The organism is Nocardioides eburneus, from assembly GCF_040838215.1.
GTDB lineage: Bacteria > Actinomycetota > Actinomycetes > Propionibacteriales > Nocardioidaceae > Nocardioides > Nocardioides eburneus.
The window spans coordinates 1-23149 of record NZ_JBFPJR010000045.1 but is presented as its reverse complement, the minus strand read 5'-3'; the positions used below and the strand labels follow the sequence as shown (position 1 = coordinate 23149).

Below are 23149 nucleotides of genomic sequence, written 5' to 3'. Positions count from 1 at the left end.
CCCCCCCCCCCCCCGGAAGTGGGGGAGCCGCTCGTGCCAGGGCCCGGGCCGGCCGAGCTGCTGCGTCGTCAGCGACGGGTCCAGTCCGGGGATCACGTGCCGCGGACCGTCCGCCGGAGTTGCCCCCGGCACGGCCGGCGAGCCCGACCGCGACTTCACCCAGGCCCGCCCGACGGTGCCGTCCGGCTCGTCGACCCAGCGGGTGAACACCGAGACCGAGTACGCCACCGCGAGGATCTCCTCGACCCGCTCCGCCAGCGTCGGCCAGGTGAGGCCCTCGTGGACGACCTGCACGACGTCGTACGACGGCTCGGTCTGCAGCTCGAGGTGGGTCACGATCCCGAGGGCGCCGAGCCCGACGACCGCCCCCGCGAAGTCGGGCGATCCACCCGGCCCGGCGGTGAGCCGCACGAGCTCGCCCCGGCCGTCGACGAGCTCGAGCGCGGTGACCGCGGCGGCGAGCGAACCGTTGCCGACGCCGGATCCGTGCGTTCCGGTGGCGATCGCGCCGGCGACGGAGATGTGGGGCAGCGAGGCGAGGTTGGCCAGCGCGCGGCCGCGGGCCTGGAGCCAGACGGCCAGGTCGCCGTACCTCATCCCGGCCGGCACCCTGACCACGGATCCGTCGAGCGCCGGCTGCCCAGGATCGCCGTCGAGCCCGTCCACCGAGACCAGCAGCCCCGCCGTGTCGGCCAGGTCGGTGAAGGAGTGTCGCGAGCCGAGCGCACGCACGCGCGGCTGCGACGCGACCAGCTCCTGGAGCTCCCCGACGGACGCGGGGCGGACGAGGCCGCAGGCGCCGAAGGTATGGCTCCCCGCCCACGTGGCGCCGGCCGGCTCAGGCGTCATCCGAGGTCCTCGACGCGGCAGGCCGGCCGGCGTCGCTGCGCGAGCACCTCGTCAGGCGTGTGGGCGTGACGTTCGTACACCTGGATCTCCCCTCGGCCGCCGGTGGCGGGCACGCCGGCAACGTCCTTCGCCGCCGGCCTCGGGTCCATCATGGCGACCATGGACGCTGTCGCGGTGGTCGCCCCCACGTGGCGTGCGTTCGCGTGCGGCGGCCCGGCTGCGCCACCGGGCCTTGCCGTCGCCGACCCGACGGTGTGGACTGGGACCGGCCGGAGCCACCGCCGTTCTGCCGTTGGTGGGTGCGCCGGGCCCGTTTCGTCGCCGACGAGGGAGGTAACCGATCGTCATGAGCGCTTTCGACCCGTACGAGACCGCGAACGAGGCCGACATCGAGGAGCAGGAACAGGGCCTCGACGAGGAGAACCCCGACGAGGAGGCGATCGTGGGTTCGGACGCGCCCCCACGTCGCGACGACGTCGACGAGGCTGACTACCAGGAGCAGACCGAGCCGGTTCCGGGCAGCGACGACGACTATCCGTACGACGAGGAGTGACGCGCCCGAGCGACCGGCCCGGCAGGCGGGGCGGATCGACCTCAGGCGACGGACAGGCGGCGTACGACAACCCGCTCGACCGCGCGGGCGAGTGCTCCTCGGAGCTGGCCGTCGACGCGTGGGCAGCCGAGCTCGAGGAGCAGGCTGGTGCCATCGCGCGCGGCACGACCACGGTCGCGGGGCTGGGGACCGGGCAGGTCGTCGGCCATGCGGGCGACGTCGGCGCAGGTCTCGATGAGGAGGTCGCACTCCGCCGAGGAGAGCAGCGCCCGGGCGGCGGGCCCGGCCTGCACCAGGACGCGGAGGACCTCGACCTTCGTCGCCGTCGCGATCGGCACCGCGCACCACCATTCCCCGTCGTGAGGTCCGCTCCCACATCGGCGGTCCGCCTCCTCAACGACCCGTGCCCGCCCGCGTTACGCGGACGGGCACAGGAGCAGACCAGGCGGTCGGGGCTGCCTCGCCGGCGCAGTCGGCGGACGGACGCCCCCGACCCAGCGGAGGGTCCAGCAGCGAGCCCAGCAGCCCCGGGCTCAGTGGCCGGTGGTGAACCGCTGCCGACGGTGGTTGGACTGCTCGATCTCGTCGACGTAGGCCAGCGCGAAGTCGGTGCCGGAGATCTCGGAGGAGCCGTCCTCCTTGGTGACGAGCACGTCACCGTTCGTGCGATAGGTGCCGAGCGTCTCGCCGGGCGCGAACGACCCGAAGAGCGCCGCCGGGGAGACGTAGAACCAGCGCAGCTCCTCCGGTGACTCGCGCAGCGCGTCGAGCACGCGCGCGTGCGCGGTCGCCTCCGGCTTCCACTCCTCATGGAAGTCCGGCGTGTCGAGCAGGCGTGGACCGTCGGGCGAGACGAGCGAGCTGCCGGCGCCGCCGACGAACGAGAGGCGTACGTCGGCAGCGACCGCTGCCGCGACGAGCGCCGGCACCAGGTCGCCGAGCTGCTGGCCGTCGACGTCAGAGCCACGGACCGCGATGACGAGCTCGTCCGCGCCCTCGAGCGCGGCCTTGACGGTGGCCTCGTCGGTGAGCGAGCCGATGCGGTAGTCGACGCCCTCGTCGGGCGAGCTCGGCGCGTGCCGGGAGTAGGAGACGACGGTGTGGCCGCGCTTCACGGCCTCGCGGGCGATGTTGCCGCCGGCATAGCCGGTGCCGCCGAAGATCACGATGGTCGACATGGATCATCCTTCCGGAGTCGGGAACCCGTACGGGTTCGTGAGGCGCAACCGGTGGAGCGGCCCGCCGATTCCCGTCGTACGCCGCCGTGGGATGCCGTGGGCGCCCTACGCGCGCCGGTAGGGTCGCCGCGACAGCTCAGGCTCCAGACCACTCGGGGGAATCCATGCTGCTCCGGTCGCTCCGTCTTGCCGTTGTGCCCGTGCTCGCCGCGCTCGCACTGGCCGGCTGTGGCTCCTCCTCCGAGGACTCCGCGGCGCCCGCCACGCCGAGCGTGACGACAACGGTCACCGCGACGGCCTCGCCGGACGCGGAGGCTTCAAGCGAGGCGCTGCCGACTGTGACCCCGTCCACGGCGCCGTCGGCGCCGTCGACGCAGGCGACCGTCCCGCGCGCGCCGATCGACCTCGACGAGACCATCCACGACAAGGGCCTCGGCCACACCATCGCCGTGGAGCAGGTGGTCCGGAGCTTCCCGGCTCCTGCGTCAGCCCACGGGCTCGTGGACGAGGGCGACGAGCTCGTCCTGGTGAAGGTGAAGGTCACCGCCGGGCGGAAGTACTACGCGAGCGTCGGACCTGACGACTTCGTCTTCGGCGTCGCGGGCTCGTCCGAGGTCGGCACGGCCTTGACGAGCGGTGAGGTCGCGACGGCGATGACGAAGGCGGGCGACCCGCCGCTGGGCGACGTCGACGCGGGGAAGACCGCCGAGGGCTGGGTGGCGGGGGTCGTCCGCCCCGCCGGCTCCGCGCAGGCGTACGTCGGCTACCGCCGCCTCGCCTACCACGTCGCCGGCGGCGGCTCGATCCCGGCGAAGACCTGGAAGGTCACCCTGCCCCAGGGCTGACCCCTGAGCCGACGCGTCCGAGCCGGCGCGTCCGGGCCGGTCCGGTCCGCTCCGCGAGGCTGAGCCTGACCTCAGACGCTGGCGATCTTCTCGATGAGGGCCGTGGTGGAGATGGCGGGCGTCCGCGGCAGGTAGACGACCTCGCAGATGTCCTTGAACTCGTCGAACCGGCCGGCCCAGTCGTCGCCCATGACGAGCACGTCGGCGGCGTATTTCTCGATGTAGTGGCGCTTGAGCTCGAGGCTCTCCTCGAGGAAGACCTCGTCGACCGGCTTGAGCGCGGCGATGATCGCGAGGCGCTCGCCCTCGCTGAAGACCGGGTCACGGTCCTTCTTGCGACGGTTGAGCTCGTCGGCGGAGACACCGACGACCAGGCGGTCGCCGTACGAGCCCGCGCGCTCGATCATCCGCAGATGGCCGATGTGGAAGACATCGAAGGTGCCGAAGGTGATGACGGTGCGGGACATGGGATCGGATTCTGGCACGTCAGGGGGGACCGGGCAGAATCACGCCATGACCGCATCGGGTGGCCTCATGGCGGTGGACACCGCCGCCGACGTCGTACGCCGCAGAGCGCTGCGCCGGATGCGGACGGTGGCGACGGGGTTGCTGGTGCTCGCGGCCCTCGTCTACGTGGTCACGCACGGCCACGGCGGCGTCTGGGGCTATGTCAACGCCGGCGCTGAGGCGTCGATGGTCGGTGCGATCGCGGACTGGTTCGCCGTGACGGCCCTGTTCCGCCATCCGATGGGCCTGCCGATCCCGCACACCGCGCTGATCCCGCGGCGCAAGGACGACATCGGCGCGGGCCTGGAGGAGTTCGTCGGGGAGAACTTCCTCCAGGAGGAGATCATCCGCGACCGCATCGCGGTCTCGATGCCGGCACTGCGGATCGGGCTGTGGCTCTCCGAGGAGGCCAACGCGAAGCGGGTGGTCGACGAGGTGGCGGTGCTGCTCGCCGCAGCCCTCACCCGGGTGCGCGACGACCATGTCGAGGCGCTGGTGACCGAGGCGCTGGTGCCGCGCTTCCGCGAGGAGGCGATCGCGCCGCTGCTCGGCACGGCGCTGGCGGAGGCGCTGCACGACGAGGTCCAGCACGGGCTGGTCGACCTCGCCCTGGTCGAGCTGCACGGCTGGCTCGTCGATCACCAGGAGACGGTCGCCGACGTCCTTGGCGAGCGCGCGCCGTGGTGGGCGCCGCAGGCGATCAAGGAGCCGCTGGCCAACCGGATCCACGTCGAGCTCGTCCGCTGGGTCGCCGACATCCGTGACGACCCGCATCACCGGGCGCGCAAGGCCTTCGACGACCTGCTCGCCGACCTCGCGCGTGACCTGCAGGAGGACCCGGCGACCCAGGAGCGCGCCGAGCGGCTCAAGCTGCGCCTGCTCGACCATCCGCAGGTCCTCGCCACCTCGATCTCGCTGTGGGAGGCGCTCCGCCGGGCGCTCACCGGCTCCTTGGAGGACCCGGACGGGGCAGTCCGCCGCCGGGCGCTCGACGAGCTCCAGCTCTTCGCGGCACGGCTGGTCGCGGACGAAGAGCTCCAGGGCCGGCTCGACGGGCTCGCGGCCGACGCCGCGGTGTTCGTGGTCAAGCGGTACGGCTCCGAGGCCACGGCCGTCATCACCCACACCATCCAGCGCTGGGACGGCCGGGAGGCGGCCCACCGCATCGAGCTCCACGTCGGCCGCGACCTGCAGTTCATCCGGATCAACGGCACGATCGTCGGCGGGCTCGTCGGCGTACTCATCCACGCCCTCACCCAGCTCCTGTGACCCGCCGAGCTTCGCGATAGTCCCGCCACGTCGTGAGAAGCGCCCACCGGGTCTGCCTGTCGCGCGCCCGACACGGAGACTCGCCGGGGGTTCCTCGCGCCTCGCCCGTCATTTCTGCAAACTCGCGCAGCGGGGGAGGATGGGGACGTGAGCGAGCCGCAGGACGTGCCCATCCGTGACGAGTCGATCCGCCTCGGCCAGTTCCTCAAGCTGGCCAACCTCGTCGAGTCCGGCGCGGAGGCGAAGCCCGTGATCGCGGACGGGCTGGTGCGCGTCAACGGCGAGGTCGAGACGCGACGCGGGCGGCAGCTCGTGGTCGGTGACGTCGTCGAGCTCGCCGGCCAGGCGGCCCGGGTGAGCGACGTGCCGTGGTGACGCCCCGAGACTGATGCCCCGAGGCTAACCGCGGGTCCTCAGACGCGCCGCACACGTCTGAGGACCCGCGGTCGAGCGTTCCGGGTCAGCTGACGCCGAGGAGGTCGACGACGAAGATGAGCGTCTCGCCGGGCTTGATGACGCCACCGGCGCCGCGGTCGCCGTACCCGAGGTGGGGCGGGATGACGAGCTGCCGGCGCCCGCCGACCTTCATGCCCTGGACACCCTGGTCCCAGCCCGCGATGACCTGGCCGATGCCCAGGCGGAACTGCAGCGGCGTGCCGCGGTTGTACGACGCGTCGAACTCCTCCCCGGTCGAGTGCGCCACGCCGACGTAGTGCACGCTGACCGTCTGGCCGCTCGTGGCCTCCGGGCCGTCACCCTCGGTGATGTCGGTGATCACGAGGTCGCTGGGCGGCTCGGGGTCGAAGAACTCGATCTCTGGTTTCTCTGCCATGGGGCCAGCCTGTCACACCGCACCTCACCGGGCCGCGCCGTCAGACCTGATGCACGTAGCGCTCGAGTTGGTCGCGCTCGAAGGCGAGCTCCTCGATGCGGTGCTTCACCAGGTCGCCGATGCTGACGATGCCGGTGAGGGCGCCGTCGGCGACGACCGGCACGTGTCGGATCCGACGGCGGGTCATCAGCGTCATGATCTCCTCGACGGTCGCGTCGGGGGAGCAGGTCTCGACGGCCGGCGTCATGATCGACCCGACCTCCGCGTCGAGCAGTCCCTCGTCGTCGTACAGCCTTCTGACCACGTCACGCTCGCTCACGATGCCGTCCACGCGGTGACCGTCGGAGCTGACGACGCAGGCACCGATGGCGTGAGCGGCGAGCACGCTCAGCAGCGTGCGGACGCTCTCGCCGGGGCCGATCGTCACGACGTCGGGACGGGCCTTGCGGGCGAGGATCTCCTCGATGCGCATCTTCTGACGGTAGGCCGTCGCGCGCGCCGCGGGAAGGGCGGTTCGGTGAAGACTGAGGTCGGGAGCGGGTGAAACCGGGGTCAGTCGGACTCGTGACCGGGCCGGCGGAACGGTGTGACGCTCCCCGGTCGGGCACCGGGCCAGTCGGCGTCGGCGTCACCGTCGGGGAGCGAGCCGAGGAACGACAGCACGGCGTCGTGGAGGTGGCCGTTGGTCGCCAGCGCGTTGCCGCCCCAGGGACCGTCGTTGCCGTCGAGCGAGGTGAAGGTGCCACCGGCCTCGCGCACGATCACGTCCAGCGCGGCCATGTCGTAGAGCTCGAGCTCGGGCTCGACCGCGATGTCGACCGCGCCTTCGGCGACGAGCATGTAGGACCAGAAGTCGCTGTAGGCCCGCGTCCGCCAGCAGCGCCGCATCAGGGAGAGGAAGTCCTCGAGACGGCCGCGCTCCTCCCAGCCGTGGAGGGAGGAGTAGGACAGCGAGGCGTCCTCCAGGCGGCGTACGTCGGAGACCTGGCACTTCGTCGCCTTCATCAGCGACTTGCCGGTGTAGGCGCCCTGGTCCTTCGCCGCCCACCAGCGGCGGCCGAGCTGCGGTGCGGAGACGACCGACATGACGACCTCGTCCTCGACCGCGAGCGCGATGAGCGTCGCCCAGACGGGCACGCCGCGGACGTAGTTCTTGGTGCCGTCGATCGGGTCGACGATCCAGCGGCGGGCGGAGGTGCCCGTGGTGCCCTGCTCCTCGCCGGTGATGGCGTCGCGGGTCCGCGCCTTGGAGAGCGTGCGCCGGATCGACTCCTCCACCGCCTTGTCGGCGTCGCTGACCGGCGTCAGGTCCGGCTTGGTCATCACGTGCAGGTCGAGCGCCTTGAACCGCGAGGTGGACAGCGAGTCGGCGTCGTCGGCCAGCAGGTGCGCGAGCCGGAGGTCGTCGGTGTAGTCAGGTGTGCCAGCCACGGGCTCACCCTAGTCGCACCCGTGTCCGGGCGAGGTGGTCATCCCCGCGCGACGTGGTCAGAGCAGGTACGCCGGCACCGACCGCGCCTCAAGGAGGCGGCGGAAGGAGGCGACCCGCTCGGGGTCGGCCTCGCCGCGCGCGACCGCTTCGTCGAGGCCGCACTCGGGCTCGTCGGCGCCGTGGGTGCAGCCGCGCGGGCAGTCCTCGGTCATCTCGTCGAGGTCGGGGAACGCCTCGATGAGGTGCTCGGGGTCGACGTGAGCGAGTCCGAAGGAGCGGATGCCGGGCGTGTCGATGATCCGACCCGCCGGTCCCTCCGCGGACGACGCCAGCGGCAGCATGAGCGCCGAGGTCGAGGTGTGGCGCCCACGTCCGGTGACGGCGTTGACGTGGCCGACCTCGCGGCCGGCGTCGGGGACTAGCGCGTTGACGAGCGTCGACTTGCCGACCCCGCTGTGGCCCAGCAGGACGGAGGTCTGCCCCGCGAGGCGCCCACGCAGCTCCGAGAGATCGCCGCCCTTCTGCGTCACGACCCACGGGACGCCGAGCGACCGGTAGGTGACGAGCAGCGACTCCGGGTCGCGCAGGTCGGCCTTGGTCAGGCACAGCAGCGGCGCCATGCCGGCGTCGTACGCCGCCACGAGGGCGCGGTCGATGAGCCCCGTGCGCGGCTCGGGGTCGGCGAGCGCGGTGACGACGACGAGCTGGGTCGCATTGGCGACGATGACGCGCTCGACGGGGTCGTCGTCGTCCGCCGTACGCCGCAGCACGGTCGAGCGCGGCTCCACCTCCACGATCCGGGCGAGCGTCCCCTCGCTGCCGGACACATCGCCGACGACCTTCACCCGGTCGCCGACGACGACTCCCTTGCGGCCCAGCGGCCGTGCCTTCATCGCCATCACCGTCGCGGAGCCACCGGGAGAGTCGATGAGCAGCGTGTAGCGCCCGCGGTCGACGGTGAGAACGACGCCGGAGTGGGCGTCGTCGTACGTCGGACGCTCCTTGGTGCGCGGCCGGGTGCCGCGTCGTCGCGGACGGTCGTAGTGCTCGACGTCCTCGGTGGAGTACCGGCGTGCGGAGCGGGCCATGTCAGAAGAGCGAGGCCCAGAACGGCGCGAAGTCCGTGAACGTCTTGCTCGTCGTCGCGACGTCCTCGACGAGAACCCCGTCGACGGCCGCCGCCACGATCACGCCGGCGTGGGCCATCCGGTGGTCGGCGTAGGTGTGGAAGACCCCGGCGTGCAGCGCCGCCGGCCGGATCTCGAGGCCATCGGGGTGTTCGGTGACGTCGGCGCCGAGGCCGGTGAGCTCGGTGGCGAGCGCGGCGAGCCGATCGGTCTCGTGGCCGCGGATGTGGCCGATGCCGCGGAGATGGGAGGGGCCCGACGCGACGGCGCACAGGGCCGCGACCGCCGGGGCGAGCTCGCCCACGTCGTGCAGGTCGAGGTCGACGCCCTGCAGCTCGCCGACCGCGGGCCCCGTGACCGACAGCCCCTCGTCGGTGAAGCCGACCGTGCAGCCCATCTGCGTCAGGATGTCGCGGAGCGCGTCGCCGGCCTGGTCGGTCACCCGCGGCCAGTCGCGCACGGTGACGGTCCCGCCGGAGATCGCGGCCAGCGCGAGGAACGGCGCGGCGTTGGAGAGATCGGGCTCGATGGTGTGGTCGACCGCCTTGACGGCGCCGGGCGGGACCGCCCAGCGGTTGGCCGCACTGTCGTCGACGTCCACGCCGTGCTCGCGCAGCATCGCGACGGTCATGTCGATGTGGGGGAGCGAGGGCACAGGCTTGCCGTCGTGGCGCACGTCGACGCCGCGCTCGTAGCGTGCGCCCGCGAGCAGCAGCGCGCTGATGAACTGGCTCGAGGCGGACGCGTCGATCACCACAGTGCCGCCGCGGACAGCGCCGGTGCCGTGGATGGTGAACGGCAGTCGCTCACCGGGCACGTGGACGCCGAGCGAGCGCAGCGCGCCCAGCACCTCGCCGATCGGCCGCTGGCGCATGTGGGGGTCGCCGTCGAAGGCCACCTGGCCGGTCGAGAGCGCCGCCACCGGCGGCACGAAGCGCATCACCGTCCCGGCCAGCCCGCAGTCGACCGCCGCGTCCCGGTCGAACGGGCCAGGGGTGACCCTCCAGTCCGGCCCCGAGGTGTCGACCTCGCTGCCGAGCGCGGTGAGGGCCTGCGCCATCAGCAGGGTGTCGCGCGACCGCAGCGCCCGGCGTACGACGGACGGCTGGTCGGCGATCGCGGCCAGGAGCAGCGCACGGTTGGTGAGCGACTTGCTCCCGGGCAGCGTGACGACGGCGTCGACCGGCGTGGTCGCGCGGGGGGCGGGCCAGGGATCCTCGAGGGGCGTGGTGCTCACCCCCGCAGACTATCGCTCAGGCGACCTTCGCCTTGGCGAGCTTCGCCTCCCGACGGGCGCTCAGGGCGAGCTGCTTCGCCTCGCGGCGGGCATCCTTGGCAGCACGGCCGGCGCGCCAGGCGAGGCCCGGCTTCCCGTCGGTGTCGCCGGCGGCGATGATCAGCCCGCCGAGCAGCGAGAGGTTCTTGGCGAACTGCACCTGCTGCTGCTTCTTGGACGCCGGGTCGGGCTCGTCCCAGAACCGGTGGCCGGCCAGCGTCGTCGGCACCAGGGTGCCGGCCAGGAGCGCCGCCGAGAGCCGGGGGAACTTTCCGGTGATCAGTCCGAGCGCCCCGAGGACCTGCGCCACTGCGTTGATGCGGACGAGCGTCACCGGGTCGTGCTCCACGGGGAGGCCGGCCTTCTGCGCCGCCTTCACCAGCGGCCCTGTCACGGGCTCGGCCGTCTTGGCCACCGCCTCGGCGTTCTTGTAGGAGGTGATCGGGCCCACCAGGAAGATGGACGACAGCAGCGGGCGCGCAACGAGTCTGCTCACGGTCATGGAGCGACAGTAACCCTCATCAGGGACCCCCATGCCAGAGGTGGGCGTCACATCGGCGCGTCAGAACCCCACAATTGCGCCGTAATCACAGCGGATCCGCCCCGCGGACTGTCAGAACCCCCACCGTTGTGGGGGAAACGCCGAGGCTCAGGGGCCGGAGACGTGGTTGTTGCCGTTCTCCGGATCGACGTACGTCTTCGGAGTGAGGTCCGCCGTGAAGCTCCAGCCGGTCTCGGGGTCCGGCACGAGATCGAAGTGGAGGAGGTCGATCTGATGGCCGGTGCCGGTGACCTCGCACTCCAGGGTGACCGTGGAGGGCGGTGGGTCCGGAGCCTCGCCGCAGGCAGACGAGTGGCTTCCGCCGGGCCACCACCCCAGGATTCCCGTCACGGTCACGCTCACGCGTCCGACGGCGCCAGCGGGCAGTCCATCGGCGCGCAGCTTCAGATGCATGTAGCCGCCTCGGTCGTAACTGAGGTCTGGATCTGGCGTCACGGCCACGTCTGCGGTCGGTGGGGCGAGCCCGACCTGCACCGTCTTTGGATCGGAGATACGGCGGCCGTCAGTGACCCTGTATGAAAAGGAGTCTCCGGTGAACTCCTGCGGCGCGGTGTACGTGAGCGTTGCCGAAGAGCCGTCCTTCGAGATGTGGTCGAGCTTGATCTCACCGCCGTTGCGGGCGTGGTCGGGGACCTCGTAGCTCAGTGCGTCGCCGTCCGGATCCGAACCGCCTACAACGATGTCGACCGAGTCCCCAGGGGCGACAAGCGGATCGCCTTCGGCGCCGGTCGCAGTGGGTCGATGGTTCTCAGGCGTGGGATGGTGCGGCGACCATCCAGGAACCTTGATCGTGATCGTGCCAGGAGCCGAGCGCCCCTTGAGTTGGTCCTGTGCCACGTAACGGATCCGCGTCGTATATCCGTCGATGCTCGCCTCGCGGGTGTAGACGATTCGCCCGTCGGGTTTTGCACTTGCTGTTCCGCGCTTGGGGCCCTTGACGACGATGACGGTCAGCTTGTCGTGCTTGTTGGGATCGGCTGCGTGGCCAGCGAGCGGTGAGATCGACACCCGCGAATCCAGCGCCCTCATCCGCACCGTGAACGACTCCGCCACCGGCGGGGCGTTGGGCGTCGTGACCTCCACCGAGCCCGAGACCGTGCCGCCGTGGCCGTCGGTGAGCGTGTAGTCGATGGTGTCGGTGCCACGCCAGCCCCGGTCGGGTGTGTAGGTGACGGTGGTGACGCCGGCGGGACGAGCCAGGACGGGGGCGCTGCCGCTGAGGCCGGTCTTGCCGCCGGACAGGCGGGGCATGACGGGCCGGCCCTGCTGGCCGCCCTTGTGGACCGTCCCGTGGGACGGCTTGGCGACCGAGGCCGACTTCACCGTGAGCGGATCGCCGTTCGGGTCGGTCGCCCCGTTGGTGAGGTCGATCACGACCGACTTCCCGGGCGTGGCGGTGACCGCGGGCAGCGGCGTGGCGATGATGGGCGCCTGCTCGGGCGTGGTGGCAGGCGTGGTGTCCGAGGGCGTCGATGATGGAGCGGGCGGCGGACTGGTCACCGGACCGGTCGCCGAGGGAGCGGCGGACGAGGTGTGCGTCGGCGAGGTGGTCTTCGGAGTCTGCTGCGGTGAGGTGGCGGCCGGCGTCGGTGCGGGCGCCGACGAGGCGGGCGGTTCGGCGACCGGCTTCGTCGGCGGATTGCCTCCGCCCATGGCGACCGCCGCCGCTACGACGGCCGCGGCGGCCACACCGGTGGCGCCGGCGGCGACGCGCCCGACCGGGTTGTGGAGCACCCAGTTCTTGGCGCCGGTGAGGAAGAGCAGGATGCCGGCCTTGGTGCCGGCGCCGACCGCGGCGAGGTAGCCGATGCCGGCACTGCCGAGGAGGAGCGGCGCCAGCAGGGCGCCGAGGTTGGCGTTGACCTCGGTGAGCTCGAGGTAGATCGCCGCACACGGCCGGCAGTCCTGGAGGTGCGCCTCCACCTTGGCGGAGTCGCGCTTCGAGAGACCGCCGCGGATGTAGGCGCCCAGGTTGGCGCGCGTGCGCGCGCAGGCGTCGTCGACGGCGTCCTGGGCGTGCATCGAGATGAACGCCTGCCGCAGGCCCTCGCGGGCGCGGTAGGCGAGCGCGGAGACGGAGTTGGGGCTCATCCCGAGCATCGGCGCGATCTCGGCGGGCTTCTGCCCCTCGACCTCGGTGTGCCACAGCACCTGCTGCCAGCGCTCGGGAAGCTGTGCGAACGCCTTGGCCGCAGCCTGGTTGTCGAAGCCCGCGACGGCGGTGTCCTCGAACGGCACGCCGGGGTCGTACGGCGTCAGGTCGTCCGTCGGGGTGAGGCGCGAGCCTGCCCGGATCTTGTCGACATGGAGCCGTCGGAGCGAGGTCAGGAGGTAGGCACGGAACGCGAGGTCGGGACCGCCGCCCTTCTGCAGCACGCCGAGGACCTTCGCGAACGCCTCCGACACCAGGTCGTCGACGTCCCCGGCGGACGCCAGCTGGCGGGCCAACCGCCGGGCCGCCTCGACGTGGCGCTCGAACAGCGTGCCGTACGCCTCGAGGTCCCCGGCGCGGACGGCGCTGATGAGCTCGGCGTCGCCGGGCTCATCGATCGTCGAGAAGGGGGTGAGGGTGGGGTCGGTCACGGCAGGAGGGACGATCGGGAGATGGGATCATGACGCGAAACGCGCGCACGCATGTCACGCGTGTTCATCTCGCCTCCCGAGGGCAGTCGGTGAAATCACGTAGATTCCGGTCGCGACCGCGTCATGTGGTCACGACCTGCGCGTCACATCTTCGCATGACCGGCGTGGGACGGCCATGTGGCGAACGGAGGGAGGGCGGTCTGTGGGTTTCGTTGCGAAGCTTCTTCGTCGCGGCCAGGGCCGTCCCGTGGCCGCGGTGGAACTGACACCGGAGCAGCGTGCGGCCCTGCCGCCGCGCTTCGAGGCAGCGGGGGAGGCCCTGGCTGCGGGAAGTCCGTTCGTCATCGAGGCGTGCTGGGTGGTGGGGCGTGACCTCGCCGAGGTGGGGGTCTCTCTCGGCGAGTGCCTGGAGGGGCTTCGCGCCACCACCCTGCTCGTCGCCGGCCGCGACCCGACGTTCGAGGAGAGCCACGCCCTCTCGATGGCGTGGAGCGAGGCGACCCTCGGCTTCCTCCACCAGTTGTCCTGCGCGGACCCGGCGACCGGCCTGGCCACCCTCGCCCACCTGCGCGAACGCATCTCGGAGCTCTACCGCGGCGCCCGGGCCTGCTCGTTCACGCTGGTCGTGGCCGACGCCCACCTCGCGGAGGCCGAGGGGGTCGACGCCCTCGAGCGCACGCGCCGGATGGCGCTGCTCGGTGAGACCGCGCGGTCGGTCTTCGACGGCATCGCCACGATCGGTCAGGTCGGCGCCAACCGGCTCGTCCTGGTCGTCCCACGCGACGAGTCGCTCGCGACCCGGGTGTCGCTGCTCAAGCGCATGCTCGAGGACCGGGCGGACCGGGTCTGGATCGAAGGGCTCCCCCACACCGACGAGTCGGCCGCCTGGCTCCTCGACGAGCTCGCGCGCGGTGCCTGAGCCCAGATCCGTCCGGAGCCGCTGACCCGCGGGTGCGCTCACCTGGGCGTCCTGGGTCGTTAAGGTGTTCGCATGTGCGGTCGCTTTGCCTCGAGCCGACACCCGGCCGATCTGGCGGCGGAGTTCGAGATCGACGAGCTGCGGCTCTCGATGCCGCTCGAGGAGAACTACAACGTCGCGCCGACCGACGAGGTGTACGCCGTGCTCGAGCGCCCGCCGCGGGGTGGCGACGAGCGTGACCGCGAGACCGAGCGTCAGTTGCGGGCCGTCCGGTGGGGGCTGGTCCCGTCGTGGGCGAAGGACCGCTCGATCGGCGCGCGCATGATCAACGCCCGGATGGAGACGGTCGCCGAGAAGCCGGCGTACAAGAAGGCGTTCACGAAGCGCCGCTGCCTGCTCCCCGCCGACGGCTACTACGAGTGGTACGAGACGCAGCAGACCGACGCGAAGGGCAAGCCGCGCAAGCAGCCGTTCTTCATCCGCCCGCGGGACCACGGCACCCTCGCCATGGCCGGCCTCTACGAGCTGTGGCCGGACCCGGAGAAGGACGCGGACGACCCCGCGCGCTGGCTGTGGACCTGCACGGTCATCACGACGAACGCCGCCGACCACCTCGGCCGGATCCACGACCGGATGCCGCTCATGGTGGACCGCGCCGGCTGGGACGCCTGGCTCGACCCCACGAGGCCCGGCTCGCTCGACCTGCTGGTCCCCGCCTCGCCCGACGTCCTGGAGGCCTATCCCGTGGCGCCGCTCGTGAGCAGCGTCCGCAACAACGGACCCCACCTGGTGGAGCCGCTGCCGCTCGAGGAGGCGCTGAGTTGACCGAACAGATGATCGCGACACCGTACGGCGACGGGCGGCTCGTCACCCGACGTGCCCGCAAGCCCGTGGCGACCCTGCTGCTCTCGCACGGCGCCGGCAACGGCATCGACACGCCCGACCTGGAGGCGCTCACCCAGGCGCTGCCGCCGCAGGGGATCACCGTCGTCCGCTTCGAGCAGCCGTGGAAGGTGGCGGGTCGACCGGTCGCCTCCCCGCCGAAGACGCTCGACGTGGCACTGACCGAGGCGGCCAACTGGATGCGGGTGCGGACGCCGATGGTCGTGGGCGGTCGCTCGGCCGGCGCGCGCTCCGCGGCGCGGACGGCGCGCTCGCTGGGCGCGGCGGGATGCCTCTGCCTCGCCTTCCCGCTCCACCCGCCCGGCAAGCCGGAGAAGTCCCGCCTCGACGAGCTGAAGGGCGCTCGGGTGCCGACGCTGGTCGTCCAGGGGGAGCGGGACCCGATGGGGCGGCCCGAGGAGTTCCCCGAGTCGGTCGACGTCGTGCCCGTGCCGGGGGCGGACCACTCGCTCAAGGTCGGCGCGCGTGGCCCGATCAGCCAGGACGACGCGCTCGCGATCCTCGTCGAGTCGACGCTCGAGTGGCTCGTCCGGGAGATCGTCGGGCCTGCGGGACGCACGCGCGGCTGATCGCCCGGGTGGCGGCGGCAAGTCTTCTTCCGCCCCCCGGGAATGGTCGCCGGACCCGACGTGTTCCCTTGGCATGACCGTCCTGCTCGACCGCCCGCTGGCGGAGCCTCTCGTGGCGTCGTGGGCCCGCGTAGGCTGGGGGACGATGAGTGAGACCGACGACTTCCGCGACTCAGCGCTGACCGACACCGACGGCCACCCCGAGCCGGTGGACCCCGCGACCGAAACGGATGAAGAGCGAGCCGTGCGCTTCGAGCGCGACGCCCTGCCCTTCCTCGACCAGCTCTACTCCGCGGCGATGCGCATGACCCGCAATCCCGCGGACGCGGAGGACCTGGTGCAGGAGACGTTCGCCAAGGCGTACTCCTCCTTCCACCAGTTCAGGCCCGGCACCAACCTCAAGGCCTGGCTCTACCGCATCCTCACCAACACCTTCATCAACACCTACCGCAAGAAGCAGCGTCAGCCGCAGCAGTCGATGTCCGAGGACGTCGAGGACTGGCAGCTGGCACGGGCCGAGTCCCACAGCTCCTCCGGCCTGAAGTCGGCGGAGATGGAGGCGCTCGAGCACCTGCCCGACTCCCAGGTGAAGGACGCCCTCCAGCGTCTGCCCGAGGAGTTCCGGCTCGCGGTCTACCTCGCCGACGTCGAGGGATTCGCCTACAAGGAGATCGCGGAGATCATGGACACTCCGATCGGCACGGTGATGTCGCGCCTCCACCGCGGCCGCCGCCAGCTGCGTGACCTGTTGTCGGACTACGTGCGCGACGGTGGTCTCCTCACCGCCGCGACGCGCGACGGGGGTGCGCGATGACCAGTGACCAGCACCAGCACACCGCGGGCGACTCCGTCACCCCGGCCGAATGCGCGGACTTCCTCGAGCAGATCGTCTACTTCCTCGACAACGAGCTCGACGAGGCCGACTGTGCCGTCGTACGCGCCCATCTCGACACCTGCAACCCGTGTCTCGAGCGCTACGACCTGCAGCGCACCGTGAAGGCCATCGTGGCGCGGTCCTGCTCCGAGTCGGCGCCGACGGAGCTGCGCGCCAAGATCATGATGCGGCTCCAGCAGGTGCGCGTCGAGATCAGGGAGTCCTGACGACGGCGTCCTGACCGGCGCGCCCCGGACAAGCAAAGAGCCCCTGGCCGATGGCCGGGGGCTCGTTGCGTCTGCGCTGGTGGCGCGGCGGCTCAGCTGTTGGGGCGCTTGCCGTGGTTCGCGCCCTTCTTGCGGCGCGCGCGGCGCTTGCGGCCGGTCTTGCCCATGGTGTCCTCCTGGTAGTCGTTCGTCGACCCCGAAGGGCCAGCGGACAGTCTCTCAAATCTCCGGGTACGGCGTGAAATCGCCCGTCGCTCGGACACGGCGCCCCGCGCGGCCCCGTCGCATCGCGGCCGGCCGAGTCACAGCGGTGGCGGTGCGAGGTCCGTACGACGGCTCGGGCCGCTGTAGCCGAGATGCTGGACGTTGCTCCGCTTGAGCGCGTCGACGATGACGAGCAGCAGGTCGTGGCGGACCTCGGGCTGTCGGGTGCCGAGGGCGAGCTGGAGGTAGAGGGCCCGCAGGAAGGACTCGGCGTTGGCGGTGACGAGGTAGGGGTCGCGCCCGGCAGCGGTGCTCGGCGTGGCCGCCACGGCGCCGATCCGGTTGACCCACGGCTCGAGGACGCTGAGCGGCACGAGGTTGCGGCGCAGGACGGCCACGGTGGCGGACGCGAGCCGGTCGGGCTCGCCGTGGACGAGGACCGTGTCGCTGCGCGCGAGGATGCGGTCGGCGACGACGTCGAGCACGACGGTGAGCTCCGGCGTCGACAGGTGGGGCGAGGCGGCCAGCGAGCCGAGGGCGTCCGCGCCGTGCGCCATGGCATGGGCCCAGCCCTTGCCGGGGACGAACCCGCGCAGATCGCGTTCACGCAGCAGCCAGGTCGCGATCCGGTCGCCCCACTCGAGGATCTTGCCGCCCGCGACGAGCGGCCTGCTGTTGTCGCGCGCGATGCAGGCGCCGAGGACCAGCGCCGAGAAGCTGCGGCGGAAGACGGTGTCGGTGTCGGTCTCGCCGAGGTCGACGGTCAGTCCCGCGGCCATCCCGTCGCCCAGGCCGGACAGCAGGTCGTCGTACACGCCACGCGCGATCCAGGTCGTCAGCGTCGGATAGGCGAGCGCGTCGCGCAGCTGCGGATCCGGGTCTCCGAGCATCCGGGTGAGCTCGGCGGTCAGCTCGTCGAGGGGCCGGTCCGAGGGCACCGCCAGCCCCGTGGCGTGGACCTCTTCCCAATACGAGCCGGACATGGGGACCATCCTGCCAAACCCTCCCGGGCGGCGTACGAGGTATGCCTCTACGCTGGCCACGTGCCGTCGCTCACCGAGCTCGCGAAGAGCCACACCGACCTCGACGACGCCGACGTCGCCTGGCTCCAGCTGCTGACCGCGGACTGGCAGATCCTGGCCGATCTCTCCTTCGCCGACCTCGTCCTGTGGCTCCCGGACCGCGAGGGCAAGGGGTTCTGGGCCGGCGGGCAGATGCGCCCGACGACCGGCCCGACGGCGTACGTCGACGACGTCGTCGGCACCTTCGTCCCGGTGGGCCGGCGGCCCACCCTCGACCAGGCGTACGGCGAGGGCCGGCTCGTCCGTGAGGGCGACCCGGAGTGGCGCGACGACCTGCCGGTGCGTGTCGAGACCATCCCGGTCCGGCGCAGCGGGCGGATCATCGCGGTGCTCGGCCGCAACACCAACCTGCTCGGTGTGCGTACGCCCAGCCGACTGGAGCTGACCTACCTGCAGACGGCGTCCGACCTCACCCAGATGGTCGCGAACGGCTGGTTCCCCGCGGCCGGGCAGCGCAGCGACCACACCGACACACCCCGGGTGGGGGACGGCTTCGTCCGCGTGGACGCGGAGGGCGTCGTGGAGTACGCCAGCCCGAACGCCCTCTCGGTCTATCGCCGTCTCGGCCTCTCCGGCGACCTCGCCGGGCAGTCGCTGGCGGAGGTGACCCGCTCGCTGGTGCCCCCGAAGAAGCGCCCTGACGAGGAGACGCTCAGCGCGGTGCTCGCCGGCCGGGCGCACCGTGACACGGAGATCGACATGGGGACCGTCGCGATCATCTCGCGCGCGATCCCGTTGCGGCCGCGCGGCGAGCACATCGGGGGACTCGTGCTGCTCCGCGACGTCACCGAGCTGCGGCGCCGCGACCGGGAGCTGGTGACCAAGGACGCGACGATCCGCGAGATCCACCACCGGGTGAAGAACAACCTGCAGACCGTGGCCGCACTGCTCCGTCTCCAGGCGCGCCGGATCGGCGAGGGACCGGCCCGCAACGCGCTCGACGAGGCCGTCGCACGGGTCGGGTCGATCGCGCTCGTCCACGAGATCCTCAGCCAGCAGGCGGTGGAGGAGTACGTCTCCTTCGACGAGATCGCGGACCGTCTCGCCACCATGGTGGGTGAGGTGGGCGCGCTCGGTGCGAGGGTCGCCGTCCGGCGTACGGGCAGCTTCGGCGAGCTCCGGTCCGAGGTGGTCACCCCCCTCGCGATGGTCCTCACCGAGCTGCTGCAGAACGCCGTGGAGCACGGCTACCCCGACGACGCCACCCCCGGCAACATCACCGTTGGCGTACGTCGGCCGGCCGGGCGCCTCGAGGTGAGCGTCGAGGACGATGGGCAGGGTCTCCCCGAGGAGTTCGACCTGGAGACGTCGACGAACCTCGGCCTCTCGATCGTCCGGACGCTGGTCGAGTCGGAGCTCGGGGGCAGGCTCACGCTCGGCCCGCGATCCGGCACGCGCGGTGCGCGTGCCGTGATCGACGTGCCGGTGGAGTGAGAGCGGTCGTTGGTCGGGTCAGACGGTGGTGCGCACGCGGGAGCGGGCGTTGCGACGCTTCAGCGCGCGACGCTCGTCCTCGCTGAGACCACCCCAGACGCCGTGGTCCTGACCGGCCTCGAGGGCCCACTGCAGGCACTGCTCGCGGACGTCGCAGCGTCGGCAGACCTGCTTCGCCTCCTCGATCTGCAGGATCGCCGGGCCAGTGTTCCCGATGGGGAAGAAGAGCTCGGGGTCCTCATCGAGGCAGGCAGCACGGTTGCGCCAGTCCATGGCTTGGGGGAACCTCTTTCCTTCAAACGGTCAGGGGCGGCGGGCCCGGGATCTGCCGGTCTGCCGCTGCGGCGGAGGCATGACGATGTGAACGCCTTCACGCGCGCAGCCCCCAGGGTTCCAAGAAATGGACCCTTAAACAAGGGGTGCGGGGTGTCTCTTCCGTCACCGCGCCGCATCCGACCATGGGGCAGGCCGTCGTCGCGGCCGATTCGGCCGCCGTCGTACGCCGCTCTAGTCTGCTCCGGTGAGCTCGACCCGCCCGCCTGTCACGATCATCGTCGCTGCCGCACTCGCCGCCGCTGAGGCGGCCGCTCTCATCGTCCTGGCGATCCTGCAGTTCGTCAGCCTGGGGGACGGCGGCACAGGTGTGGCGGTCGCCTGGGCGGTCTTCTTCCTGCTCTGTGCGGTCGGGCTCGGTTGGTGCGCACGCGGTCTCCTCCTCCTCGACTCCTGGGCCCGCGCGCCGATCGTGCTCGCCCAGCTGATCATGCTCGGGCTCGCGTGGGACGGGCGCCACCGCGTCGGTCTGGCGATCGTGCTCGCCGTCGTCGCTATCGCCGCGCTCGTCGCCGTCTTCCACCCGGCGAGCCTCAACGCGCTCGAGAACGACGACCAGGACTAGCCAGGAGGCCGTCAGTCGCTCTCTAGCGCGACGCGCAGGCCGTCGAGCGTGCGGCTGAGCAGGCGAGAGACGTGCATCTGGGAGATCCCGACCTCCGCTGCGATCTGGGACTGCGTCATGTTGCGGAAGAACCGCAGCATGAGGATCTTCTTCTCTCGGTCGCCGAGCGCGTCGAGCAAGGGCTTGATGGACTCCCGGATCTCGACGTGCTCGAGGCTGCCGTCCTCGACGCCGATGGCGTCCAGCATGCTGCCGGCGCCGTCCTCGGCGTCGTCACCGGCGTCGAGGGAGAGGGTCGAGTAGGCGTTGCCCGAGTCGAGGCCCTCGACGATCTCCTCGACCGTGCAGCCGATCTTCTCGGCGAGCTCACGCGGGGTGGGCGAACGGCCCAGGCTCTGGGTCAGTTCGGCGCTCACGCTGCCGATCTGCATCCGCAGCTCCTGGAGTCGGCGTGGCACGCGGATGGCCCAACCCTTGTCGCGGAAGTGACGCTTGATCTCGCCGATGATCGTCGGCGTGGCGTACGTCGAGAACTCCACGCCCCGCTCGAGGTCGAAGCGGTCGACGGCCTTCAGCAGACCGATCGTCCCGACCTGGACGAGGTCCTCGAGCGGCTCCCCGCGGTTGCGGAACCGCCGCGCGCAGTGCTCGACGAGCGGCAGGTGGAGGTGGACCAGCTGCTCGCGCGCGTCGCCGCGCTCGGCCATGCTGGTGTCGGGGGCGGAGAGAGTGGCGAAGAGGGCTGCGCTGCGGCGCCGGGTCTCCTCGACCGCGGCGCTGCGGGGCGGCGTGACCAGCTCGTCCCGAGTCGGCTCGTCCGTCATCTCAGAGCGCAGCCTCCAGCGGCGTCGCCTGCACGACGAGCGTGATCGCGAGCCGGCCTGCGGTGTTGGTGACCTCCGCGGAGGTCGCGAGCGTCGTCAGGACCTGCCACGCGAAGCTGTCCTCGTCGACGCTCACCGGCCCGTCGACGGCGGCGTCGACGGTGACCGTGATGACCCGGTCGCCCAGCCAGAACCGAGCCTGCAGGTCGGACTCGGGGGACGCCGCCTCCAGCACGAGGGCCGCGGCCTCGCCCACCGCCATGCGAAGGTCCTCGATGTCGTCGAGGGTGAAGTCGAGACGCGCGGCCAGGCCCGCGGTCGTCGTACGGAGCACCGAGACGTAGACGCCTTGGGCGGGGAGCCGCAGCTCGACATCAGAGCGGTCGGGGAGCTCGTCCGATCCGGTCATTGGCATGCCAGTCGTTCCTTCGTGGTCGCCGTGCAGCGGTACGCGTCGCGTTGTCCCCCGGGCGACGCAGAGGGGATGTCCGGGTGGCCCCTTCCCCCGTGGTGGAGCCAGTAAACCGCCGATCGGTCATGAGTCGTGCGATTTCCGAGCAGGATTCGCGCGTTTCGACCCAGGTCGCCCAGAAGACGCGAACGCCGCCCCGGTCCACCGGGGCGGCGTTCAGCAGGAGAGAAGAGGGCTCAGGCCTTCTTCGTCTCCCAGAAGATCTCGGCGATCTCGTCGATCTTCGCCAGCAGCTGGTCGGCGACGGCGGCGTCGAGCGTGCCCTTGGTGCCGGACGCGCCGGCGAGCTTCGTGGCCTCGTTGAAGAGGGTGTGGAGCTGGGGGTACTTCTCGAAGTGCGGAGCCTTGAAGTAGTCGGTCCACAGCACCCACAGGTGGTGCTTGACCAACTCGGAGCGCTGCTCCTTGATGATCACGGCGCGGGTGCGGAAGTCCGGGTCGTCGCTGTCGGCGACCTTGGCGATGATGGCCTTGATGGACTCGGCCTCAATGCGGGCCTGGGCGGGGTCGTAGACGCCGCACGGCAGGTCGCAGTGGGCGGAAACCTCGATCGTGGGGGCGAACAGTCGCGCGAACATGCGTGTCCTCTCGGAGAAGTTCGTAGTTGCTCTGGCTGCGACACTACTCCGCGTGTCGCTGCGCTCTCCACGGGTACCCCGTCGCATTTCCGCACACGCGCCGTTCGGGCTCGCGCGCGTCGTCGGCGCGTCGATGGAGCCGACGCTGCATGCCGGCGACGCCCTGCTCGTCTCCTACTGGCGTACGCCGTCGCCCGGCTCCCTCGTCGTCGCGCGCTTCCCCGACGGGGCCGTCGTGGTGAAGCGCGCCGTCGAGCGGCGTACGACGCGGACCGGCGGCCTCGGCTGGTGGCTGCTGTCGGACAACCCGGCGGCCGGCGTGGACTCCCGGCACCGCGGCGTCATCGCCGACGCCGACGTCCGCGCGGTGGTCCTCGGCAGGCTCTGGCCGCACCCCGCGTCGGCCGGGAAGACGGGGCGTCGGCCGCGTCGGTCATGGCGCCGGTTGCTGGTTTCGGCCATGTCGCGACGGCGAGGATTGTGACTGCTGCCACTGCTTGACACAGTGCCGTTGTGCCATGCTTCTGGCGGGGCTCACATCCCCGACAGGCGGTTCCGCGGCACACCTTGATTCGCGACGTCCGACCTCACGAACTCACGAGTCACCGCAGCCTTTGGGAGGGCCTTCATGTCTGAGCATTCCGACGTTCCGTTCACCGGCGATCCGGTCTTCGACCTGCACCGCGGCGGGAAGATGCAGATCGCGCCGACCGCCTCGGTCGACACCCGCGAGAGCCTCTCGATGGCCTACACGCCGGGGGTCGCTCGGGTCTGCACCGCGATCGCCGAGGACCCGTCGCTGAGCCAGCACTACACCTGGGTGCCCAACACCGTCGCCGTCGTCACCGACGGCACCGCCGTCCTCGGGCTCGGCGACATCGGCCCGTCGGCCGCGATGCCGGTGATGGAGGGCAAGGCGGTGCTCTTCAAGGCGTTCGGCAACGTCGACGGTGTCCCGATCTGCCTGGACACCACCGATGTCGACGAGATCGTCGAGACGGTTGTGCGGATGGCGCCGAGCTTCGGCGGCATCAACCTCGAGGACATCTCCGCGCCGCGCTGCTTCGAGATCGAGGACCGGCTCAAGGAGCGCCTCGACATCCCGGTCTTCCACGACGACCAGCACGGCACGGCGGTCGTCTCGCTCGCGGC

At 71.5% G+C, this 23149-nt stretch carries 31 protein-coding genes; 13 read left to right on the top strand and 18 right to left on the bottom strand.

The features are described 5' to 3' along the window. Both AB3X52_RS17955 and AB3X52_RS17950 read right to left on the bottom strand, forming a co-directional pair. Positions 1–849: FAD-binding protein (locus AB3X52_RS17955; protein WP_367995473.1), on the bottom strand; the 849-nt coding region annotated here is incomplete at its 3' end. Then, positions 846–998, bottom strand: a complete 153-nt coding sequence (locus AB3X52_RS17950) for a hypothetical protein (RefSeq protein WP_367995472.1) — start codon at positions 996–998, stop codon at positions 846–848. The genes AB3X52_RS17955 and AB3X52_RS17950, both read right to left, overlap by 4 nt. Before the next feature lie 197 nt (positions 999–1195). Between AB3X52_RS17950 and AB3X52_RS17945 the strand changes: the two genes are divergently transcribed. Further along, positions 1196–1402, top strand: coding sequence for a hypothetical protein (locus AB3X52_RS17945; RefSeq protein ID WP_367995471.1), 207 nt, complete (start codon positions 1196–1198; stop codon positions 1400–1402). A gap of 41 nt (positions 1403–1443) precedes the next feature. Here the strand turns inward: AB3X52_RS17945 and AB3X52_RS17940 are convergent, their stop codons facing one another. Both AB3X52_RS17940 and AB3X52_RS17935 read right to left on the bottom strand, forming a co-directional pair. After that, positions 1444–1740, bottom strand: a complete 297-nt coding sequence (locus tag AB3X52_RS17940; protein WP_367995470.1) for a hypothetical protein — start codon at positions 1738–1740, stop codon at positions 1444–1446. A gap of 195 nt (positions 1741–1935) precedes the next feature. After that, complete coding sequence (locus AB3X52_RS17935; RefSeq protein ID WP_367995469.1) at positions 1936–2580, bottom strand: NAD(P)-dependent oxidoreductase; 645 nt, start codon at positions 2578–2580, stop codon at positions 1936–1938. A gap of 164 nt (positions 2581–2744) precedes the next feature. On the opposite strand from AB3X52_RS17935, the gene AB3X52_RS17930 reads away from it, so the two are divergent. After that, positions 2745–3425: a hypothetical protein gene (locus AB3X52_RS17930; RefSeq protein ID WP_367995468.1), complete on the top strand. Its 681-nt coding sequence runs from the start codon at positions 2745–2747 to the stop codon at positions 3423–3425. Between the two features lie 71 nt (positions 3426–3496). Here AB3X52_RS17930 and AB3X52_RS17925 read toward each other — a convergent pair whose 3' ends face one another. Next, complete coding sequence (locus tag AB3X52_RS17925) at positions 3497–3892, bottom strand: FAD synthase family protein (protein WP_367995467.1); 396 nt, start codon at positions 3890–3892, stop codon at positions 3497–3499. A gap of 46 nt (positions 3893–3938) precedes the next feature. Between AB3X52_RS17925 and AB3X52_RS17920 the strand changes: the two genes are divergently transcribed. Together AB3X52_RS17920 and AB3X52_RS17915 are read left to right on the top strand one after the other, a co-directional pair. Beyond that, positions 3939–5201, top strand: a complete 1263-nt coding sequence (locus tag AB3X52_RS17920) for a DUF445 domain-containing protein (RefSeq protein WP_367995466.1) — start codon at positions 3939–3941, stop codon at positions 5199–5201. Between the two features lie 147 nt (positions 5202–5348). After that, positions 5349–5576: an RNA-binding S4 domain-containing protein gene (locus AB3X52_RS17915; RefSeq protein ID WP_367995465.1), complete on the top strand. Its 228-nt coding sequence runs from the start codon at positions 5349–5351 to the stop codon at positions 5574–5576. A gap of 85 nt (positions 5577–5661) precedes the next feature. Here the strand turns inward: AB3X52_RS17915 and AB3X52_RS17910 are convergent, their stop codons facing one another. The 7 genes from AB3X52_RS17910 to AB3X52_RS17880 form a co-directional block, all read right to left on the bottom strand. Next, positions 5662–6033 carry an FKBP-type peptidyl-prolyl cis-trans isomerase gene (locus tag AB3X52_RS17910; RefSeq protein ID WP_367995464.1) on the bottom strand — a complete coding sequence of 124 codons (372 nt, stop codon included), beginning with the start codon at positions 6031–6033 and terminating at the stop codon, positions 5662–5664. A gap of 40 nt (positions 6034–6073) precedes the next feature. Continuing rightward, positions 6074–6505: a CBS domain-containing protein gene (locus AB3X52_RS17905; RefSeq protein ID WP_367995463.1), complete on the bottom strand. Its 432-nt coding sequence runs from the start codon at positions 6503–6505 to the stop codon at positions 6074–6076. Between the two features lie 80 nt (positions 6506–6585). Continuing rightward, positions 6586–7464 (bottom strand): inositol monophosphatase family protein, encoded by an 879-nt coding sequence (locus AB3X52_RS17900; protein ID WP_367995462.1) that lies wholly within the window; start codon positions 7462–7464, stop codon positions 6586–6588. 57 nt (positions 7465–7521) lie between these two features. After that, on the bottom strand, positions 7522–8553 hold the full coding sequence (gene rsgA, locus AB3X52_RS17895; protein WP_367995461.1) for a ribosome small subunit-dependent GTPase A: 1032 nt from the start codon (positions 8551–8553) through the stop codon (positions 7522–7524). A gap of 1 nt (position 8554) precedes the next feature. After that, positions 8555–9829, bottom strand: coding sequence for a 3-phosphoshikimate 1-carboxyvinyltransferase (aroA, locus tag AB3X52_RS17890; RefSeq protein WP_367995460.1), 1275 nt, complete (start codon positions 9827–9829; stop codon positions 8555–8557). 16 nt (positions 9830–9845) lie between these two features. Then, a complete protein-coding gene (locus tag AB3X52_RS17885) occupies positions 9846–10370 on the bottom strand; it encodes a DoxX family protein (protein ID WP_367995459.1) in 525 nt (174 codons plus the stop codon). Between the two features lie 147 nt (positions 10371–10517). Next, positions 10518–13013 (bottom strand): sigma-70 family RNA polymerase sigma factor, encoded by a 2496-nt coding sequence (locus AB3X52_RS17880; RefSeq protein WP_367995458.1) that lies wholly within the window; start codon positions 13011–13013, stop codon positions 10518–10520. Positions 13014–13269: 256 nt separating this feature from the next. Here AB3X52_RS17880 and AB3X52_RS17875 point away from each other — a divergent pair, with 256 nt between their 5' ends. The 5 genes from AB3X52_RS17875 to rsrA all read left to right on the top strand — a co-directional run bounded on the left by AB3X52_RS17875 (position 13270) and on the right by rsrA (position 16505). Further along, positions 13270–13932, top strand: a complete 663-nt coding sequence (locus AB3X52_RS17875; RefSeq protein WP_367995457.1) for a hypothetical protein — start codon at positions 13270–13272, stop codon at positions 13930–13932. Positions 13933–14004: 72 nt separating this feature from the next. After that, complete coding sequence (locus tag AB3X52_RS17870) at positions 14005–14757, top strand: SOS response-associated peptidase (protein ID WP_367995456.1); 753 nt, start codon at positions 14005–14007, stop codon at positions 14755–14757. Continuing rightward, a complete protein-coding gene (locus AB3X52_RS17865) occupies positions 14754–15404 on the top strand; it encodes an alpha/beta hydrolase family protein (protein ID WP_367995455.1) in 651 nt (216 codons plus the stop codon). The genes AB3X52_RS17870 and AB3X52_RS17865 overlap by 4 nt, the downstream gene beginning before the upstream one ends. A gap of 73 nt (positions 15405–15477) precedes the next feature. Then, positions 15478–16218, top strand: a complete 741-nt coding sequence (locus AB3X52_RS17860; protein WP_437440577.1) for a sigma-70 family RNA polymerase sigma factor — start codon at positions 15478–15480, stop codon at positions 16216–16218. Continuing rightward, positions 16215–16505, top strand: a complete 291-nt coding sequence (rsrA, locus tag AB3X52_RS17855; protein ID WP_367995453.1) for a mycothiol system anti-sigma-R factor — start codon at positions 16215–16217, stop codon at positions 16503–16505. The genes AB3X52_RS17860 and rsrA overlap by 4 nt, the downstream gene beginning before the upstream one ends. Before the next feature lie 92 nt (positions 16506–16597). Here the strand turns inward: rsrA and AB3X52_RS19415 are convergent, their stop codons facing one another. Together AB3X52_RS19415 and AB3X52_RS17850 are read right to left on the bottom strand one after the other, a co-directional pair. Next, the gene (locus tag AB3X52_RS19415; RefSeq protein ID WP_370249596.1) at positions 16598–16672 is read right to left on the bottom strand and encodes a 50S ribosomal protein bL37; all 75 of its coding nucleotides are present in this window, start codon (positions 16670–16672) and stop codon (positions 16598–16600) included. Between the two features lie 135 nt (positions 16673–16807). Further along, a complete protein-coding gene (locus AB3X52_RS17850; RefSeq protein WP_367995452.1) occupies positions 16808–17692 on the bottom strand; it encodes a DUF2785 domain-containing protein in 885 nt (294 codons plus the stop codon). Between the two features lie 60 nt (positions 17693–17752). Between AB3X52_RS17850 and AB3X52_RS17845 the strand changes: the two genes are divergently transcribed. Further along, complete coding sequence (locus AB3X52_RS17845; protein ID WP_367995451.1) at positions 17753–19225, top strand: sensor histidine kinase; 1473 nt, start codon at positions 17753–17755, stop codon at positions 19223–19225. A gap of 18 nt (positions 19226–19243) precedes the next feature. On the opposite strand, the gene AB3X52_RS17840 is transcribed toward AB3X52_RS17845, so the two are convergent. Continuing rightward, complete coding sequence (locus AB3X52_RS17840; RefSeq protein WP_367995450.1) at positions 19244–19498, bottom strand: WhiB family transcriptional regulator; 255 nt, start codon at positions 19496–19498, stop codon at positions 19244–19246. 247 nt (positions 19499–19745) lie between these two features. On the opposite strand from AB3X52_RS17840, the gene AB3X52_RS17835 reads away from it, so the two are divergent. Continuing rightward, entirely contained in the window at positions 19746–20123 is a 378-nt protein-coding gene (locus AB3X52_RS17835) for a hypothetical protein (RefSeq protein ID WP_367995449.1), read from the top strand. Positions 20124–20134: 11 nt separating this feature from the next. Here AB3X52_RS17835 and AB3X52_RS17830 read toward each other — a convergent pair whose 3' ends face one another. The 3 genes from AB3X52_RS17830 to sodN form a co-directional block, all read right to left on the bottom strand. After that, positions 20135–20947, bottom strand: coding sequence for an RNA polymerase sigma factor SigF (locus AB3X52_RS17830; protein ID WP_367995448.1), 813 nt, complete (start codon positions 20945–20947; stop codon positions 20135–20137). A gap of 1 nt (position 20948) precedes the next feature. Further along, positions 20949–21362 (bottom strand): ATP-binding protein, encoded by a 414-nt coding sequence (locus AB3X52_RS17825; RefSeq protein WP_367995447.1) that lies wholly within the window; start codon positions 21360–21362, stop codon positions 20949–20951. A 233-nt stretch (positions 21363–21595) separates the two neighbouring features. Next, a complete protein-coding gene (gene sodN / locus AB3X52_RS17820; RefSeq protein WP_367995446.1) occupies positions 21596–21997 on the bottom strand; it encodes a superoxide dismutase, Ni in 402 nt (133 codons plus the stop codon). Between the two features lie 52 nt (positions 21998–22049). Here sodN and AB3X52_RS17815 point away from each other — a divergent pair, with 52 nt between their 5' ends. Both AB3X52_RS17815 and AB3X52_RS17810 read left to right on the top strand, forming a co-directional pair. Then, positions 22050–22481: a S24/S26 family peptidase gene (locus AB3X52_RS17815; protein ID WP_367995445.1), complete on the top strand. Its 432-nt coding sequence runs from the start codon at positions 22050–22052 to the stop codon at positions 22479–22481. Between the two features lie 144 nt (positions 22482–22625). Further along, positions 22626–23149 (top strand): NAD(P)-dependent malic enzyme (locus AB3X52_RS17810; RefSeq protein ID WP_367995444.1); only part of this gene is annotated, 524 nt, incomplete at its 3' end.

What these genes read in the sequence shown, in the direction of transcription:
- AB3X52_RS17910 (WP_367995464.1), bottom strand. Translation starts at nt 6,033, where the DNA reads ATGGCAGAGAAACCAGAGATCGAGTTCTTCGACCCCGAGCCGCCCAGC.
- AB3X52_RS17850 (WP_367995452.1), bottom strand. Translation starts at nt 17,692, where the DNA reads ATGTCCGGCTCGTATTGGGAAGAGGTCCACGCCACGGGGCTGGCGGTG.
- sodN (WP_367995446.1), bottom strand. Translation starts at nt 21,997, where the DNA reads ATGTTCGCGCGACTGTTCGCCCCCACGATCGAGGTTTCCGCCCACTGC.
- AB3X52_RS17840 (WP_367995450.1), bottom strand. Translation starts at nt 19,498, where the DNA reads ATGGACTGGCGCAACCGTGCTGCCTGCCTCGATGAGGACCCCGAGCTC.
- AB3X52_RS17930 (WP_367995468.1), top strand. Translation starts at nt 2,745, where the DNA reads ATGCTGCTCCGGTCGCTCCGTCTTGCCGTTGTGCCCGTGCTCGCCGCG.
- AB3X52_RS17885 (WP_367995459.1), bottom strand. Translation starts at nt 10,370, where the DNA reads ATGACCGTGAGCAGACTCGTTGCGCGCCCGCTGCTGTCGTCCATCTTC.
- rsrA (WP_367995453.1), top strand. Translation starts at nt 16,215, where the DNA reads ATGACCAGTGACCAGCACCAGCACACCGCGGGCGACTCCGTCACCCCG.
- AB3X52_RS17905 (WP_367995463.1), bottom strand. Translation starts at nt 6,505, where the DNA reads ATGCGCATCGAGGAGATCCTCGCCCGCAAGGCCCGTCCCGACGTCGTG.
- AB3X52_RS17870 (WP_367995456.1), top strand. Translation starts at nt 14,005, where the DNA reads ATGTGCGGTCGCTTTGCCTCGAGCCGACACCCGGCCGATCTGGCGGCG.
- AB3X52_RS17925 (WP_367995467.1), bottom strand. Translation starts at nt 3,892, where the DNA reads ATGTCCCGCACCGTCATCACCTTCGGCACCTTCGATGTCTTCCACATC.
- AB3X52_RS17935 (WP_367995469.1), bottom strand. Translation starts at nt 2,580, where the DNA reads ATGTCGACCATCGTGATCTTCGGCGGCACCGGCTATGCCGGCGGCAAC.
- AB3X52_RS17830 (WP_367995448.1), bottom strand. Translation starts at nt 20,947, where the DNA reads ATGACGGACGAGCCGACTCGGGACGAGCTGGTCACGCCGCCCCGCAGC.
- AB3X52_RS17945 (WP_367995471.1), top strand. Translation starts at nt 1,196, where the DNA reads ATGAGCGCTTTCGACCCGTACGAGACCGCGAACGAGGCCGACATCGAG.
- rsgA (WP_367995461.1), bottom strand. Translation starts at nt 8,553, where the DNA reads ATGGCCCGCTCCGCACGCCGGTACTCCACCGAGGACGTCGAGCACTAC.
- AB3X52_RS17950 (WP_367995472.1), bottom strand. Translation starts at nt 998, where the DNA reads ATGGACCCGAGGCCGGCGGCGAAGGACGTTGCCGGCGTGCCCGCCACC.
- AB3X52_RS17860 (WP_437440577.1), top strand. Translation starts at nt 15,478, where the DNA reads ATGACCGTCCTGCTCGACCGCCCGCTGGCGGAGCCTCTCGTGGCGTCG.
- AB3X52_RS17825 (WP_367995447.1), bottom strand. Translation starts at nt 21,362, where the DNA reads ATGCCAATGACCGGATCGGACGAGCTCCCCGACCGCTCTGATGTCGAG.
- AB3X52_RS17920 (WP_367995466.1), top strand. Translation starts at nt 3,939, where the DNA reads ATGACCGCATCGGGTGGCCTCATGGCGGTGGACACCGCCGCCGACGTC.